This is a genomic window from Anaerococcus sp. Marseille-Q5996, from assembly GCF_946893725.1.
Lineage (GTDB): Bacteria > Bacillota > Clostridia > Tissierellales > Peptoniphilaceae > Anaerococcus > Anaerococcus martiniensis.
Genome location: NZ_CAMPPE010000003.1, coordinates 13,484 through 30,375, shown reverse-complemented (window position 1 = coordinate 30,375; position 16,892 = coordinate 13,484). Strand labels below are relative to the sequence as shown.

The following is a 16,892-nucleotide window of genomic DNA, read 5'->3' as shown; positions in this document are numbered from 1 at the left end:
CTCCTTAAAAAAGTGTAAATATATCTTTAATTGTGATTATTAATATTAAACTAATTAATATTATAAAACCAACAATAGTAACTCTTTCTTCAATTTTTTTGTTAACCCTTTTTTTAGTAATCATCTCATAAAGATTTGTTACAAGCTTTGATCCATCAAGGGCTGGAAATGGTATCAAGTTAAAAACAGCAAGGTTTACGCTAATGTAGGATAGGAAATATAAAACATTCATAACCCCACTTTGAGCTTGGTTGCCAATTTCTTTTACAACACCAACTGGTCCTGAAAGTGCACCAAAAGATAATTTTCCAGTAAAAAGCATGCCAAAAATATTAAAAATCATTTTGACATTGCGCCAGGTTTCTTTAAATCCTAGGCCAATGGCCTCTGGAAAACTTACATTTCTCATTTTTGAAGTGATTCCTAAAAGTGGAATATCATTTTCAAAAGTTGGTGTAATATGATAATTTTTAGTTTCCCCATTGTTAGCAGATTTTACTTTAACTTCAACTGCTTTGTCTTTTGCGTTGCTAGCATAATAATCTCTAAGCACATTTGAAATATCAGTAAATTCCTTAATTTCCTTATTATTTATAGAGACTATCTGATCATCTAAGCTAATTCCAGCTTCTTTTGCTGGAGAATTTTCAGCAAATCCTCCTACAAAATTTGTACTTGTTCCAGTATTAAAGGATACAATAGTAAAAACTATAATTGCTAAAAGTAAATTCATGACTGGTCCTGCAAGAATTGTCAAAAATCTTTTATAGGCAGGCGCATTGTCATAGCTTCTAGGATCAGATGAAGATTCTTCCTCACCTTCCATGGCACAGTATCCACCAATTGGTAAGGCGCGCAAAGAATATTTTGTTTCTCCCTTTTGATTACTAAAAATTTCTGGTCCCATGCCAACAGCAAATTCATTTACTTTTATATCTGATAATTTTGCCACAATAAAATGTCCAAACTCATGGATGGTTACCAAGGCTAAAAACATTATTAGGGCAATAATAATTGTTCCCATTTTTTCTCCTTACAAAACAGAAAATAAATAAAATAATGGAGCGATAAATATCATAGAGTCAAAGCGATCCATTATACCCCCATGACCTGGAATAAGATTACCAAAGTCTTTTATTCCTGTTTTTCTTTTTATATATGATGCTACCAAATCACCAATTTGTGATAGTATAGCACCTAGTGCTGAAAATATAATTACTAAACTAATATCTATATGAAGTCCTGAGTAGTGATTATAAATTAAGTTTAAAATCACAGCCCCAATTACTCCTCCAATAGAACCCTCAAGGGTTTTTTTAGGACTAATATGTCTTACTGATTCTATCTTCCTTTTTCCAATTGTTGATCCTGTTAGATATGCAAAGGTATCTGAGCCCCAAGCAGTAAGATAAAGCATCCATAAAAATCTCACATCATGGGTTTTTACAATAGAACCCATTAGTCCAGCTACATAAATCAAAATAAAAATATGAACTAGAATGTCATATAGATTTCTTCTTTCATCAAAGATTAATATTCCAAATATTATTGCGAATGAAAGGGTGATGCTTACTGCAAAAAGTTCTCTTTCTTTTGCAAAACTAGCTGCCATAACCAACAAATCCGAAAAATACAGTAAAGGCTTATTAAACCTAAATCCTATCTTAGAAAAAGCATCTGTTAGCTCTTTGATTGCAATTAGCGAAAAAATAGCAAATCCAATTGCTAGGCTAGTTTTTCCAAAAAAAGTTACCGCAAATAAAACTAAAAGGATGATAGCTCCACCCAAAGTTCTTTTAATTAGATTCATCGAGTGCTCCAAATCTTCTATTTCTATTTGCAAAAGCCTCCAGAGCCTTATCAAGCTCGTCTTCATCAAAATCTGGCCATAAAACATCAGTAAAATATAATTCAGAATAGGCGATTTGATATATCAAAAAATTTGATATGCGCAACTCTCCCCCTGGTCTGATCAGTAAATCTGGATCAGGAATACTTGCTGTATAAAGATTTTCAGAAATTAATTCTTCTGTGATTTCATCTGGCCTATATCCTTTTTCAACAATATTTTTTACAGCATGAACAATTTCATCCCTACCCCCATAATTTAGGGCAATATTTATATACAAAGACTTATTATTTTTTGTTTTTTCTAAAGCCTTGTTAACTGCCTTTCTAGTTGCATCTGGAAGAGCAGACAAATCTCCCAAGAAATTAATTTTGCAATCCTCTTCCATAAGTTGATCTATCTTTTTTTCTACAAATTTAATTAAAAGTTTCATTAAATAATCCACTTCACTAGCTGGTCTTTTCCAGTTTTCAGTAGAAAAAGCATATAAAGTAAGGTATTTTACCCCACGTTTTTTTGCATGTATTGCAATATCTACGACATTTTCCGCTCCATTTTTATGACCAAAAGTTCTTGGCTTATTTTGTTTTTTGGCCCAGCGTCCGTTGCCATCAAGGATAATTGCAAGGTGATTTGGTATATTTAAAGTTTCCATAATTTCCTCTTTTAAAAGTCTAGCAATATTATACCATTTTTTAAGGCAAATTTCGGACTCCACTTTGCAAATATTTACCAAGATTTTTGCTTATGTTATAATCAAATGGGTTTAAAAATTTTGAGGCAGGATACATCTGATTCTAGCCATGAGAAAATTAAAACCAGGAGTAACAAAAAAGAACGGTATCATTATCGAACCGTATCAGGAGGCAAAAATGAATAAAAAAATTCTAACCAGCAGAAAATTAACCACTGCTGCTGTTCTTGGTGCCATTACAATTGTTTTGGGCATTACACCACTTGGACTAATTCCCCTTGGAATCATAAATGCAACTACAATGCATATTCCAGTAATTATTGCAGCAATTGTAGAAGGACCCGTTGTTGGGGGACTTGTTGGACTTATTTTTGGAGTATTTTCCCTAATAAATGCTATTTTAAGGCCAACACCAATTTCTTTTGTATTTTACAATCCACTCATTTCAGTCATTCCACGTATTTTGATAGGTATTACTTCTTACTATGCCTACCAGTCTGTGAAAAGATTTGATGATAAAAACTTAAAAATCGCATCCAAAATTCTTTGGTCCTTGATCTTAATATTTTTATCCTATATCCTTTACAAAAACATTAAAACTGGTGCTTCAAAAGTAAATATTATATTAATTATAATTTTAATTCTTCTTTGCTTAGGACTTTTTTATTATTCTATCAAAACATCAACAAAAGATTTTCCCATAGCAATAGGAGCTTTTGTAGGGTCAATGACAAATACAATTTTAGTTTTAGGCGGAATATATTTAATGTATGCTCAAAAATATGTAGAAGCTTTAAATATCCCATTAGAAAATGCTAGGTCTGCCATACTTGGAGTTTCTATTAGCTCGGGACTACCTGAGGCCTTTTTATCAATAATTATTGTTACAGGTGTTGTAAAATCAGTATTAAAGGTGAAGAGATAAATGTTACTTACAATTGATATAGACAATAAATTTACCAATTTTGGAGTCTTTGATAATGAAAATTTAATAGCTGATTTTAAGATTAATACTGATAAAAATAAATCTAGTGATGAGGTAAAATTACTTCTTAAATTAATGTTAAATGATAATAATATTTATTTTATAGATATAAACAATATTATAATTTCATCAGTTGTGCCAGAGTTGTTGGATATTTATCAAAAAGTCGCTATGGTTATTATAGGCAAAAATCCTATGCTTATATCATCTGGAGTAAAAACAGGTCTTAATATAAAATGTGAAAATCCAAAAGATGTGGGATCTGATAGAATAATTAGGGCTGTTGGTGCAAATGATTTTAATAATGATTTGATAATCATCTCTGCTGCAAGCATTACCACAATTGATTTTATTAATAATAAAAAACAATTTCTGGGCGGTGTCATTTTACCAGGCATTGATTTATATGCAAAATCATTAAATGAACAAGGTGCAAAACTTCCCCAAGTAGAAATTTTGAAGGCTAATAATGTTTTAGGAAACACTACAAAAAAATCAATTCAAAGTGGAATTTATCATGCATATAATTTTGCTATAAATGGAATTATAGAAAAGATATTAATAGAAAATAAATTGGAAGCGGATAAGGTAAAAATAATTTTAACTGGTTCTTTTGCTGATATTCTAAATATAGAAAAGTACAATTTTGAAATATTAGAAAATCTAGGCCTTTACGGATTACAAAAAATTTTTGAATTAAATAAATAAAAAAACTGCAGGTTGATTCCTGCAGTTTTTATTTTTGTTTTCTTAAGCTTTAAAGTCTGGTTCTGGGTTTTCAGGACCTCTTTTTCCAAAGTTAAATTCTTCTTTATTTTTACCATAACCTACCATTACTTCTGGTGAATCTTCTTGGTGCATGTAAACAGTGATAATAATTCCTTCATTTACATCATCAAGTGTTTTTAAGATTTCTTCTAATTCTCCTTGAGTTCTTGCTTCAGCAGTTTTCATTTTTGATTGACCTTTGCTGAATGCTTGTGGTAGCAATGAGTAATCCCATTTTGGAATATCGTTATAATCTCTTTTCATGCCCATAATGTAACGTTCGATTGTATAACCGTCGTTATCAATTAGGAAAATAATAGGATTTTGTTCATTATAAATCATTCTTGATAGAGCTTGAGCACTTACTTGGAATGAGCCATCACCCATTAGAAGAATGTGGCGTTTTTCTGGACTTGCAAGCATACCACCCATTTGCATTGGTAGCATTGCTCCAATAGAGCCCCAAATTTGGCTTCTTACAAGTTTTACTCCGTCAGGAATTTTTATTTCTGTAAGACCGTGGCTTGCTGTACCAGTTTCTCCATAAACTACATCATTTTCTTTAAAGTATCTTGCAATTTGTGCATAGAAATCTTCTTGCATGATTAGTTTATCAGCTTCAAAATTGTATTCTTTTTGTTTTGTATTGTTTACACTTTCGATTTTTTCTCTTTGTGGAATGTTTTTTAGACCAAGCTCTACTAAATCACTTACATAAACCGCTTCAAAGATTTCTTCGCCGACTTTTGTATAATCTGCATTGATAATAATTGCATCTTCTGGTAATTTTGCTGTAAATTCACCATTATTTGCTTGCATAAACACAGGCTCAATTGAGATTAGAAAGTCAGAATTTTCTATCTTTTCTTGAACTCCCTCATCTGATTCATCACCTTGGTAGATTCCTAAATATAGAGGGTGAGATTCATTATAATATGCTTTTGCAGTAGCAAGAGCTGCAAATGGTACTTGGGCTCTTTCGATTAATTCTAACACTTTGTCAGCTACATCATATCTATCAACAGCCTCATCAATTAAAACTACAGGATTTTTTGCATTTTCAAATCTTTGAGCAATTTTTTTAGCAGCTGCTTTCAATCTTTCTTCATCTGATTTAGTTTTCTTTTTTTCTATTGGTTTTAAATCATCTTCTATTTCTATATCAAGGTAGGCAATATTTGATGGTAATTCTATGTTTACTGATTTACTGTATGTTACAGCTCTTTCAATTAGCCTATCTATCTCATATCTTGCATTTTCATGAGTAATTAAAACAGAATCATCCACAAACTCATTCATAGCACGACGTACATTTTCATAATCTCCATCTGCTAGAGTGTGGTGGGTCATTTTTCTTTCTCTCATAGCAAATAAAGGTGGTGTACCAGAAATAATTATAATGGGTCTGTGTTCAGCAACAGATCCAGCTATACCTCCAAGTGCGTTTAGGTCTCCTACACTATAAGTCGTCATTAGTGCTGAAATGCCATTTTCATTTGCATATCCGTCAGCCGCAAATGCAGCATTAAGTTCATTAGACATACCTACAAACTCTATATCTTTATCTTCTGAAATTTGTTCTAGAAACTCTAGGTTAAAGTCTCCTGGTTCTCCGATAATGTGTTTTATATTTAATTCCTTAAGTCTTTTAAGAATATAGTCACCAATTGTAATTTTCATTATTATTCCTTTCTTATTATCCTTTTTATGTCGTTATTATAATATATACCCAGAATTAAAAAAGTTTACCAAAAATAATCAAGATTTTAAACTCTTATAAAATTCACTACTAAACTAGTATTATTTATAATTAATAATAAACTCCCAAATTTCTTTGGAAGCTTTTAAAATTTATATTTCAAATAAGGGAAGTTTTTCTAAGTAGATTATATCTTTCCTATTTGCAGCATCACCTTCTGCAAGGATAGCAAGCTTTTGAACAACATCACCACCTGCCTTTTCTACTAAGGCTTCAAGAGCTGCTATAGATTGGCCAGTAGATATTACATCATCTACAATAGCTACTCTTTTTCCTTTTATTTTTTCTGCATCTTTTGCATCGAGATATAAGTTCTGTACATTTGTAGTTGTTATAGAGTTTACTTCTACACTTACTGGGTCATTCATATAAGCTTTTTCTGATTTTCTAGCCACTATAAATGATTTTTCATCTAAGTTTCTAGCAATTTCATGAGCAAGTTGAATTCCCTTGGCTTCTGCTGTGATGATAATATCACAATTTATCTTCTTACTTAATTCATAGCCTGCTTTTGCTGCTAGTTCTGCATCTCCCAATAAAACAAAGGATGCAATTTTTAAATTTTCTGATATTTGTATAATAGGTAAGTCTCTTTCTAGTCCACATACATTTAATTTATAATTATCCATAAAATCTCCTATAAAATAATAAGCTTAAGAATAATTCCAGATATAAGTCCAATGAATGGATCGCTTGCTGCAGTTGTTGCCATAGCAATACCTGCAACTAAGGCTGTATCGCCACCCGCCGCAAAGGCAATGTTTGCATTTGTAGGAACTGTTACTAAAGCTCCTAGTACGAATAAAAATCCATGGATTGATTCTCCTGGTACATATTTTCCAAGCTTTGGTAACAGTCCCATAAACATAATTATTCCAAGTATTGCCATCATTAAAATACCTGAATTTACTGGATTATCGCTTGCTCCTGTTGCAGAAATAATTGCTTCTACTGGTGCTCCACCAAATAGAGATGAAACAGCATCAGCGATCCCTGAATATATTGTTAAGTGGTCAATATTTGCAACAACATTTCCATCTGATAATGATGCAGTAATGTTCCCAAAAGCAATGTTAGCACCAATGGTCAAACATGATAGAGAAAGACCTCCCCTAACTACTTTTTTATTTAAAATCGGTTTTTTTATAGAAAGTTTTCTTTCTTCTTCATTTATGTCTTTCCCGATTTCCATTTTTTTAATGTTTGCATAAATTGAAGAGATAATTACCGAAATAATTATGGTATAAACTAAATTTCTTCCTGAGATAAAATAAGTGATAAAAGCTGTCAGGATAGAAATTAATGTTACCATTTTTGTTTCAAGTTTTAATCCATCTACAGCAATTTTCGCTAAAATTAATCCAACTCCAGCCATCATACCATTTAGGACATACTCACCAGCTAAATCCACAATATAATTTAAACTACCAGTAATACCTAGGATGGTCATTATTACCCCAGCCCAAAATACAACTGATAATTTTTCTCTTACATCATCACCGTAAGCCCCTGCTAAGGCAATAGTTTCAGCTTGCATAGAAATTGGAATTGGTGATTGTAAAATGGTACAAGCTATAACTCCAACCGCAAAACCCAGTGAAGTTGGAAAAGCAGCAAAGCCCACAGATAAAGCTAAAAGCGCTTGAGGGATACCATTAATTACAACTCCCAAAGCCGCCATAATATCATTTAAAGTCATAAAACCTTCAAATATAAAAACACGTTTATAATTATACCACATCATATTAATAAAAATTGTATGATCTATCTAATTTCTTAATTAATTTGTAAATTTATATTTGGTCATACATAACATTTATTAACTCTTCAAAACTAGTAACTCCATCAAAAACTTTTTGAAGTCCATTATGAACCATAGGAGTAAAATCTGTTTCTTTTACAAATTCATTTACACTAACCAAATCTATATTACCATTTCTAATCATATCTCGAAATTGATCAGTTAGAGTAAATACTTCTTCGCAGGCTTCCCTTCCCTTATATCCGTCATTACAATTTGGACATCCATTAGCTCTAAAAATTTCTTGGCTTCTATCAATATCACAATATTTTTTTGCTAAATTATATTCCAAATCTGTCATTTTATCTGGAATTTTGCAAGAACATAGTTTTCTTACTAATCTCTGGCTGGCAACAGAATTTATGGCTGATGATAATAAATAATTTTCAACTCCCAAATCTTTTAAACGAATAATAGATGAAAGTGCATTGTTTGTATGTAGGGTTGTCAAAACCAAATGACCAGTAATAGCAGCTCTAATTGCAATTTGTGCTGTTTCATAATCTCTGATTTCTCCAATTAAGATTATATCAGGGTCTTGTCTAAGAATTGATCTTAGGGCCTTTGCAAAAGTAAAATCAATTTTTTCATTGATATTTATCTGATTTATTCCTTCGATGTTGTATTCTACCGGGTCTTCAACGGTTATAATATTTTCAAAATCATTATTGAGTTCTTCAAGCAAAGAATAAAGAGATGTAGATTTTCCTGAGCCAGTTGGACCAGAAAAAATAATCATTCCAGAACGATTTTTCATAGCCTCTTCTAATTTTTGCTTTGATTTTTGACTAAATCCTAGTAAATTTGCATTTTCCTTAAATTCTCCCAAAGATAAGATTCTAACTACCAATTTTTCTCCATTAATGGTGCCAATTACTGAAACTCGAAAGTCCACATTTGCATATGCTGGAATTTTTAAATTTTCATCTTGAGGTCTTCGATGCTCGCTTATATCCATATTTGCCAGAAGCTTTAGTTTTGATACAAGCATTTCATAATTTTTCCTAGTTATCCTTAGTATTTCATCTAGTCTACCATCTATTCTAAGCCTTACTCTGCCATAATTTTCTTCAGGCTCAATATGTATGTCACTTGCTCGATAATAAAGAGCGTAGTCAAACAAGTCGTAAACAAATTTATCAATATTTTCTAATATATCACGTTGATCAAGCATAATTCTCCCGCCCAATATTTATTCTTAATTACATTATATTATAGAAATTAGATAATATAAATAAAAAAAGAACCCTTGCTTTCAGGTCTCTCTGGTCTCTTAAATTTAATTATTTGTTATTAATATTTGTCAGATTTGATAAAAACTCGAATTTCCAAAAATTCTCATTTTAGTCGAATTTATTATTTTTTCTAATGGTTTCTTGTTTTTCTAAGTCATTATCCAATTTATTCAAAGATGCCTTAAAGTGATTATCATTACTTGCTTTATTTGAATTCGAACTTAATTCATCAAACTGCTTTTTTTGTTCTTTTAATTCATTTTTCTTAATTTTATCTTCTTTAGGACCGTATTTTGAATTTTCTTTTTTCTTTGCGTCTTTATTTTTGTTATTTTCTAGATTATTAGAAGTGATTTCCTCGATAGATTCACTATTTTTTATAATAGTATCTTTAATTTTTTCAATAATATTAGAATTAGATTTTTCGATAAGAGAGTTTCTAATTTCTTTATTCTCTACAAAAGAATTATTTACTTTAGTTTCAATAATTTTTCCTTCATTAGTATCAGCTGACGGGTTTTGGTGCAAATTAATTTCATTTATTAAAATAGGAGAATTACTATCTATTTTATTATATTCAAAATCATTATTATCTAATTGATATAAATATTCTATTTTGTTATCATTTTTAATAATTAATTTTTCATTCTCTGTTAGATTTTCATTACTAACAGTCAATTTGTCATTCTCTCTTGGATTATCGTTGGAGCTTAGCAAATTATTCTCTATATTCTCTGGTTGAGTAGAGCTTACTATTGGCATATTGTTTTCAGTAAATAAATTTTCTACTAAAACTGGGCTATTCTTATCTTCCAATTCGTTTTCTTCATTAATATTTAAAGATGTTTCATAATTATATCCATCGTTGCTATCAACAAACAAGGACCTTTTATTACTTTTATTTTTGTCTATAATAGATTTTCTAAATGCAAGGCGGTCTATGTCTATGCTTGCACCGTGCATTATTTTTTCTTTGACAGCAAATTCATTTATATTTACAGAGGTCTCTTCGCTAGTTTTATAATTCTGCTTTACAAAATTTTCATTTGAAAAGAGTAAATATGATAAACTCAATGTTAAAACAATAACAAGACTTACTTTATTGCTTTTTTTCATAACTCCTCCGTTATTGAGATTATTTTAACTTTTTATCTTGCAGATAGAATATACCACCATTATAAAAAACATTGGCAAAATATTATTCTCCCCAATATTTCCCATCCAAAGTTCTATATCTAACTGCTTCTAAGAGGTGTTTTTGTTCGATATTGCTACTTTGGTCTAAGTCTGCTATAGTTCTAGCCATTTTTATTATTTTATTAAAACTTCTTACTGAAAAATTGTATTTATTAAAAGCCATTTTTGCTATTTTTTCAACTTCTGGGCTAAGTTTTATATATTTTTTCATCTGGGCTGTAGAAAGTTCTGAGTTTGTAGAAACTTTTTCGCATTTGTAGCGGTCTTCTTGGATTTTTCTAGCTTTAACCACTTCTTCCTTGAGTTCCTTTGAAGATTTTGAAGGTGTATTATTTCTCAAATCTTCGTATTTAACAGGAGATATTTCAATGTGAATATCAATCCTATCAAGAATTGGAGCTGAAATTTTGTTTAAATACCTTCTAATTTCATTTTGAGAACAGCTACATTCCTTTAAAGGATTACCATAATTTCCACAAGGACAAGGGTTCATTGCAGCAATTAATATAAAATCTGAAGGATACTTTAAACTTGCTTGGGCACGTGAAATATTTATTTCTCGATTTTCAAGGGGTTCTCTGAGTGCTTCTATAGTTTTTTTATTAAATTCTGGAAATTCATCTAAGAATAAAACTCCCCTGTGAGCAAGAGAAATTTCTCCAGGCTTAGGTATTGAATGCCCGCCACCTATTAGGGCTACTTCACTAGCTGAATGGTGCGGTGATCTAAATGGCCTTTCATTTACTAATCTTCCCTTGTTCAATAGTCCCATTATTGAATAAATTTTGGTTACTTCAACTTTTTCATCAAAGCTCATATCAGGCAGTATGGTAGGTAGGTGTTTGGCAGAAAAAGTTTTTCCTGACCCTGGCGGTCCTATCATCAATAAATTATGGTTGCCGGCTGCAGCAATTTGCAGGGCTCTTTTTAGACTTTCTTGCCCCTTAATATCAGCAAAATCCAAATCGTATTCAACTTCTTGATTTGCTTTTGACAAATCTAACTGATAGGCCTTTACTTCCTTTTCCTTGTTTATAAATGCAACTATATCATTTAAAGTTGAAAATGGTAAAATTTCGACATCATTTATAATTGCACATTCTTCTTTATTTTCATCCGCGATTATAAATTTACTAAAACCAAGCTCTCTCATAGAAATTACCATTGCAAGGGCACCCCTAACTGGCAAAATCCTTCCATCTAAAGCAAGTTCTCCCAAAAATACATAATCATCATATGGATATGTGATTACTCCCATGGAATTTAAAAGTGAAACTGCTATTGGCAAATCAAGCTGAGTTCCTTCTTTTTTAAGGTCAGCTGGTGATAAATTAACTGTAATTCTACCTGGTGGAAAGGAATAGCCAGAGTTACTGATGGCAACTCTTACTCTTTCCTTTGATTCTTTTATAGATGAATCTGGCAAACCAACTATTAAAAATGCTGGTAAGCCAGAAGTGATATCTGATTCTACTTCTACCAAATTTCCTGCCAAACCCAAAAGTGAGCAGGTGTTTGTTTTTGAATACATTTTATTCTCCAAGTCCTAAGACATCTTGATATTTTAAGAAAGTTTTATGGGGATTTGCATTAAAGCTGACGTATTGCCCATCTTTATCAGTAAAACCTAAATAAGTACAATGAAGCAATTGATGGTCTAAATTAAAATTGGTCTTTACATTACCATAAACTGGATCTCCCACAAGAGGATGATTTAAATGAGTCATATGAACCCTAATTTGATGGGTACGACCGGTTATGATATGGATTTTAATAAGAGAATATCCTGAAACTTCTTTTAAAACTTCATATTCACTAATGGCAACCCTTCCACTAGGACTAACCGCCATTTTTCTGCGATTATTAGGATCCCTGTCCATAAAGTTTTCTATCCTGCCAGTTTTTTGCTCAAAATTTCCGTGAACAATTGCAAGGTACTCCTTATCTACTTTTCGTGTTTCAAAAAGAGTTTTTAAATACTTGTAGGATTCATTATTTTTTGCTATAACCATAAGTCCAGTCGTATCCTTATCAAGCCTATGGACAATGCCTGGTCTGTCATCTCCACCTATATGAGAAAGTCCTTGGTAGCCGTATTTATCAAGTAAACCATTTACCAAAGTCCCAGTAATTATGGATCCTGCTGGATGGACAATTACATTTTCATCCTTATCAATTATTGCAAAATCATCATTTTCATAAACTATCTTTAAATCCATTGGCTCTGGTTTTATTTCTGGGACTTCAAAAAGCTCATCAGATATCTCAAGCTCATCACCAATTTCAAGCTTATATGAAGGTTTGATATCTTTATTATTAACTTTTATTTTATTATCCTTGATAAAAGTTTTTATTTTCTCCCTTGGAATTTCTTCAAATTCGTCAGAAATATATTTATCAATTCGGATATTTTCAAATGCTTCTAATATCATAACTTTATTATAGCATATATCTTTAAGCAAAAAAATTACGGGCAATTTCTTACCCGTAATTTCTATCTATTTTTTCTTTTTTAATAAATATCCGGCCCCTGCAATTATTCCAAGTAGTGGAGCTACTGGAGTAATGCCTGTATTAGGATTCCAACCCTTTACAGTTTTTGCCTTTTTGTTTTCTTTGGCAGGGTCTTTTTTGACTTCTTTTAGACCATCAGCCGCCTTTTCTAGTTCACTTGCTGCTTTGTCGATATTTTCTGGACTATCCAGTGAATTCTTGGCAATCATATCTTGTGCAGTTTCAAAGGCTTTGTTGTAATCTGCTAAACTTTCTTTAGTGTAAGTTTTGTTTTTGTCATAGGCTTTTTTAGCTTTTTCAATAGCATCAATTAGTCTTCCATAATTTGGAACTTTTTCTATTTTTGTAACCTTGCCCATTTGATAAGGTGATTCATTTGGATCAACATTTTCCATGGTGACATTGTAAATATCACCAACTTTGGCATTTGGATCTCCTAAGCTTTCAAAATCTATGGTAAATTCCTTATTCTTATATTCTATATCAGTAAGACGAGCTTTTTTGCCGCCCTTTTCGACAATTTCTGTTAGGACAAATTGACGAGTAATAACTCCCATTTTTTCGCTAAGTCCATCCATAGCTTCTCTTAACTCTTTGGCCGCCTTATCAACCTCTTCTTGGGTCGCATCAGATTTATTCAAAATTTCCTTAGCATTTTCAAAAGCTTTTTGGAATCTTTCAGCACTTTCTTTTGTAAAAGTGCCATCACCTAGTACTATGTTTCCTGCTTCATCAACTCTCTTTTTAAGTTCGTCAAATTTTACATCAGCATCATCTTCATTTTTAACTTTTTCGACCTTTTCTATGACACCTATGTGACCCAGCGAATCTTTTGTGTAGGTTATCAAATACTTATCCCCGATTTGAGCCTTGTCATCTTCTAGTTCTGATAGAATTACTAGGCTAATCCCACCAAAAGAATCAGATTTTTTAAGATTGGCATCCTTACCTTCCTTGCTATCAGTGATATCAACAAGTTCAAATTCAGCTTTTTCTTTAATCTCTTCTTTATTATCAAAAGTTTTCTTTACTTCATAAATCTCGCCAAATTGAGCTGGAATTGACTTAGTAGCTATTCCATTCCAAGTAATCTCGTATCTGTCACCAGCTTTTGCATTTTCATCTTTCAAATCTTCTAGGTCGATTGAAAATACATTGGTCTTATTTTCTGTTTCAAAAACTATGGCAGTCTTATTATCTTTATTTATTATAATCTCATCAATTTCAAATTCTAGACTCTCTTGATTTTCTTTTGCTAATTTTTCAACTCTAAAAATCTTGCCAAATTGAGCAGGATATGATTCTAAGGTCACACCGTCCCAATAAATAGTGTATTTATCATCTTTTTGTGGATTCTCATCACGCAAATTATCACTATTTATAAAATACTTGTTATTTTTATTACCCACTTCGGCTATAGTAGCTTCATATCCACTTTTCTTATCGCCTTCAAGTTTTTCTATTATAAAATCCAGTTTTTCTGTATTTTTTGGCAAATCTTCCTTGGCCATATTTGTCGGTTTTACATACTTTTCCTTAAGGCTAATATCTTCTTTTTTGATATTTTCCTTATCTAAATTAGAAAGTTTCTCTTTGCTCTTGATTTGATACATATCGTGAATATTTACATCATCTTCAAAATATTTCTTATCAAGGTCTAGATTAGTATTACTATCAATCTCCTCTATAATAATAGAATCATCTTTGATTTCTTCTTGATAAAGCAAAGTTACACTTTTTTCTCCTACTTTGATAACTTCATAAACATATGTACGATTTTCTTCTTGTTGATTTTCTATACTTGTATTATTAGCGTAGACATTATTTCCAATTGAAAAAACAAATGCCATACTAAGACCTAATACAAAAATTTTTTTTCTCATAATGTCCTCCTTTGTAAGTCTTTCTTATATTTATTATACCCACAATAAAACATTCTACATATTTGTTACAAATTTTAAATCTCTATTCACTTGCATTTATTTATAAAAATTTTATAGTTAAAGTAAGATAGAAATTATAAAGGAGATTAATTTGAAATTTATTTCATGGAATATAGATTCACTAAATGCAGCACTGACAAGTGATTCAAACAGAGCTGTTATGACTCGTGAAGTTATTGAAACTATAAAAAAAGAAGATCCTGATGTAATTGCGCTTCAAGAGACAAAATTACCACAAACAGGACTTTCTAAAAAACATAAAGAAAAACTAGAAGAATTTTTCCCAGATTATAATTACGTTCATATCAATTCTGCAGAGGGAGCCCGCAAATCCTATGCAGGTTGTATGACGCTTTATAAAAAAGATTTGGATTGTAACAGCAATTTCCCAATTATAGATGCCCCAGAGCCTATGGATCTTGAAGGAAGAATGGTTACTTTAGAGTTTGAAGATTTTTATTTTACTCAAGTCTATACTCCAAATGCAGGTAATGAGCTAAAGAGACTTTCTGATAGGCAAAGATGGGATAGAAAATATTCTGATTATATTGTAAAACTCGATAAAGAAAAACCTGTAATTGCAGCGGGAGATTTTAATGTTGCCCATGAAGAAATCGACCTAGCTCATCCAGAAAATAACCATATGTCTGCAGGATTTACCGATGAAGAACGTGAAGGTTTTACTTATATACTTAGCCGCGGATTTACTGATACATTTAGATACCTACATGGAAATGTAGAAGGAAAATACACCTGGTGGGCACAAAGAGTAAAAACAAGCAAGATCAATAATTCAGGCTGGAGAATTGATTACTTCTTAGTCAGCAATAGGATAAAGGATAATGTGACTCGTTCGGATATAATTGACTCTGGCAAACGCCAAGACCATACTCCTATAGTGTTGGAAATAAATATTTAAAGTAAAACCCTTGTGAATTAACACAAGGGCTTATTTTTATTGGTAATTTCTAATTTTTTTTGCTAGGGCAATTGCTACCGCACTTGAACCTACTAGTCCAATTGATGAAAGAATTCCAGTTTTTGGGTTTTCTCCCGCCATTTTGTTGTCCATGGATTCCATTTTTTCTTTATCCATTATATCCATTTTTGACTTTTCAAGGTCTTTTTCCCTAACTTTGCCAGCTGGTTTTACATCTTTATTATCTTCATTTTTTATTTTTGAATCTTCTTTTTTATCTTTTGCTGGCATTTTTTCTTTTGATTCAGCATCTAATTTACGAACTTTTATTTCACCGACAAATTGTGCTGGATATGATCTTGTAGCAAGGCCTGTATGGGTGATTTCTATTTTATCACCTTCCATCAAATCCATAGATTTTGTATCATCTTTTGAAATAAAATATTTATTGTCTTTGTTGGATTTTTCGTAAATAGTATATCCACCATCTGACACATTTTCTACTATAAATGTTTCAGTAATATTATCTTCTGGTTTTTCTTCTTCTTTTTCTTCATCATCATATTTTAAAACTTCAATTATTTTTCCAAATTGAGCTGGATATGATTCTAAAATTACACCATTGTGGGTAATTTCTAGTTTATCTCCAATATTTAGGTCCATATTGTTGGCTTCTTTTTTGCTGATATTGAACTTATTTTCTAAATTATTTATATCAGCTATTGTATATCCATTTTCATTAACTTTTTCAACTACAAAGTTTTCTGTAATTTGTTCTTCTTTTACGTCATCGTTTTCGTTACTATTGGATTCAACTTTTTCAATTGCAAAAATTTTACCAAATTGTGCAGGGTTTGATGGCATAATTATGTCATCGTGGGTTATTTTGAATCTATCACCAACTTTTATATCTTTTTGGGAGAATTTTTCTTTAGCTACATTGAATTCTGCACCAATGTAAGTTGGAATTTGGTTGCCATTTAGAGTTTCAATAAATTTTAAAGTAACAGTATTGTCAAAAACTTCTATTACTTCATAAAGGTCCTCTTGATTTTCTTTTTGTTCTTTACTTTCGGATTTCATTTCCATTTTTTGATTATTCTCGTTAATTTGATTGTTCTCACTAGCTGCAAATGAGTTTACACTTGGAATAACAAGCATTGCTAGTGCTAAACTTGCAATTTTTTTCATAAATACCTCCTTTGCTAATTTCATATTATCAAATCAG

General features: G+C 31.2%; 15 protein-coding genes. 3 read left to right on the top strand and 12 right to left on the bottom strand.

Annotated features, from left to right (window positions below):
• Positions 1-4: 4 nt before the first annotated feature.
• Genes rseP through OC526_RS04525 form a run of 3 tightly spaced genes read right to left on the bottom strand, consistent with a single transcriptional unit; the run spans position 5 to position 2,531 of the window.
• On the bottom strand, positions 5-1,024 hold the full coding sequence (gene rseP, locus OC526_RS04535; protein ID WP_262122404.1) for an RIP metalloprotease RseP: 1,020 nt from the start codon (positions 1,022-1,024) through the stop codon (positions 5-7).
• A gap of 9 nt (positions 1,025-1,033) precedes the next feature.
• Positions 1,034-1,810 (bottom strand): phosphatidate cytidylyltransferase, encoded by a 777-nt coding sequence (locus OC526_RS04530; protein WP_262122403.1) that lies wholly within the window; start codon positions 1,808-1,810, stop codon positions 1,034-1,036.
• A complete protein-coding gene (locus OC526_RS04525) occupies positions 1,797-2,531 on the bottom strand; it encodes an isoprenyl transferase (protein WP_262122703.1) in 735 nt (244 codons plus the stop codon). The genes OC526_RS04530 and OC526_RS04525 overlap by 14 nt, the downstream gene beginning before the upstream one ends.
• 190 nt (positions 2,532-2,721) lie before the next feature.
• On the opposite strand from OC526_RS04525, the gene OC526_RS04520 reads away from it, so the two are divergent.
• The gene (locus OC526_RS04520; RefSeq protein WP_262122402.1) at positions 2,722-3,468 is read left to right on the top strand and encodes an ECF transporter S component; all 747 of its coding nucleotides are present in this window, start codon (positions 2,722-2,724) and stop codon (positions 3,466-3,468) included.
• Positions 3,469-4,236, top strand: coding sequence for a type III pantothenate kinase (locus tag OC526_RS04515; RefSeq protein WP_262122401.1), 768 nt, complete (start codon positions 3,469-3,471; stop codon positions 4,234-4,236).
• A 42-nt stretch (positions 4,237-4,278) separates the two neighbouring features.
• Here the strand turns inward: OC526_RS04515 and OC526_RS04510 are convergent, their stop codons facing one another.
• The 8 genes from OC526_RS04510 to OC526_RS04475 form a co-directional block, all read right to left on the bottom strand.
• Positions 4,279-5,976 (bottom strand): alpha-keto acid decarboxylase family protein, encoded by a 1,698-nt coding sequence (locus tag OC526_RS04510; protein ID WP_262122400.1) that lies wholly within the window; start codon positions 5,974-5,976, stop codon positions 4,279-4,281.
• A gap of 171 nt (positions 5,977-6,147) precedes the next feature.
• Positions 6,148-6,684 carry a phosphoribosyltransferase family protein gene (locus OC526_RS04505; protein ID WP_262122399.1) on the bottom strand — a complete coding sequence of 179 codons (537 nt, stop codon included), beginning with the start codon at positions 6,682-6,684 and terminating at the stop codon, positions 6,148-6,150.
• An 8-nt stretch (positions 6,685-6,692) separates the two neighbouring features.
• A complete protein-coding gene (locus OC526_RS04500; protein ID WP_262122398.1) occupies positions 6,693-7,754 on the bottom strand; it encodes an NCS2 family permease in 1,062 nt (353 codons plus the stop codon).
• A gap of 94 nt (positions 7,755-7,848) precedes the next feature.
• Entirely contained in the window at positions 7,849-9,030 is a 1,182-nt protein-coding gene (locus OC526_RS04495; protein WP_262122397.1) for a GspE/PulE family protein, read from the bottom strand.
• A 169-nt stretch (positions 9,031-9,199) separates the two neighbouring features.
• Entirely contained in the window at positions 9,200-10,207 is a 1,008-nt protein-coding gene (locus tag OC526_RS04490) for a hypothetical protein (RefSeq protein WP_262122396.1), read from the bottom strand.
• A gap of 82 nt (positions 10,208-10,289) precedes the next feature.
• Positions 10,290-11,819, bottom strand: coding sequence for a YifB family Mg chelatase-like AAA ATPase (locus tag OC526_RS04485; RefSeq protein WP_262122395.1), 1,530 nt, complete (start codon positions 11,817-11,819; stop codon positions 10,290-10,292).
• 1 nt (position 11,820) lies between these two features.
• Positions 11,821-12,720 carry an RluA family pseudouridine synthase gene (locus OC526_RS04480; protein ID WP_262122394.1) on the bottom strand — a complete coding sequence of 300 codons (900 nt, stop codon included), beginning with the start codon at positions 12,718-12,720 and terminating at the stop codon, positions 11,821-11,823.
• A gap of 66 nt (positions 12,721-12,786) precedes the next feature.
• On the bottom strand, positions 12,787-14,685 hold the full coding sequence (locus OC526_RS04475) for a hypothetical protein (protein ID WP_262122393.1): 1,899 nt from the start codon (positions 14,683-14,685) through the stop codon (positions 12,787-12,789).
• A gap of 151 nt (positions 14,686-14,836) precedes the next feature.
• On the opposite strand from OC526_RS04475, the gene OC526_RS04470 reads away from it, so the two are divergent.
• A complete protein-coding gene (locus OC526_RS04470) occupies positions 14,837-15,664 on the top strand; it encodes an exodeoxyribonuclease III (protein ID WP_262122392.1) in 828 nt (275 codons plus the stop codon).
• Between the two features lie 36 nt (positions 15,665-15,700).
• Here OC526_RS04470 and OC526_RS04465 read toward each other — a convergent pair whose 3' ends face one another.
• Positions 15,701-16,855, bottom strand: a complete 1,155-nt coding sequence (locus OC526_RS04465) for a hypothetical protein (RefSeq protein WP_262122391.1) — start codon at positions 16,853-16,855, stop codon at positions 15,701-15,703.
• Between the last annotated feature and the right edge of the window lie 37 nt (positions 16,856-16,892).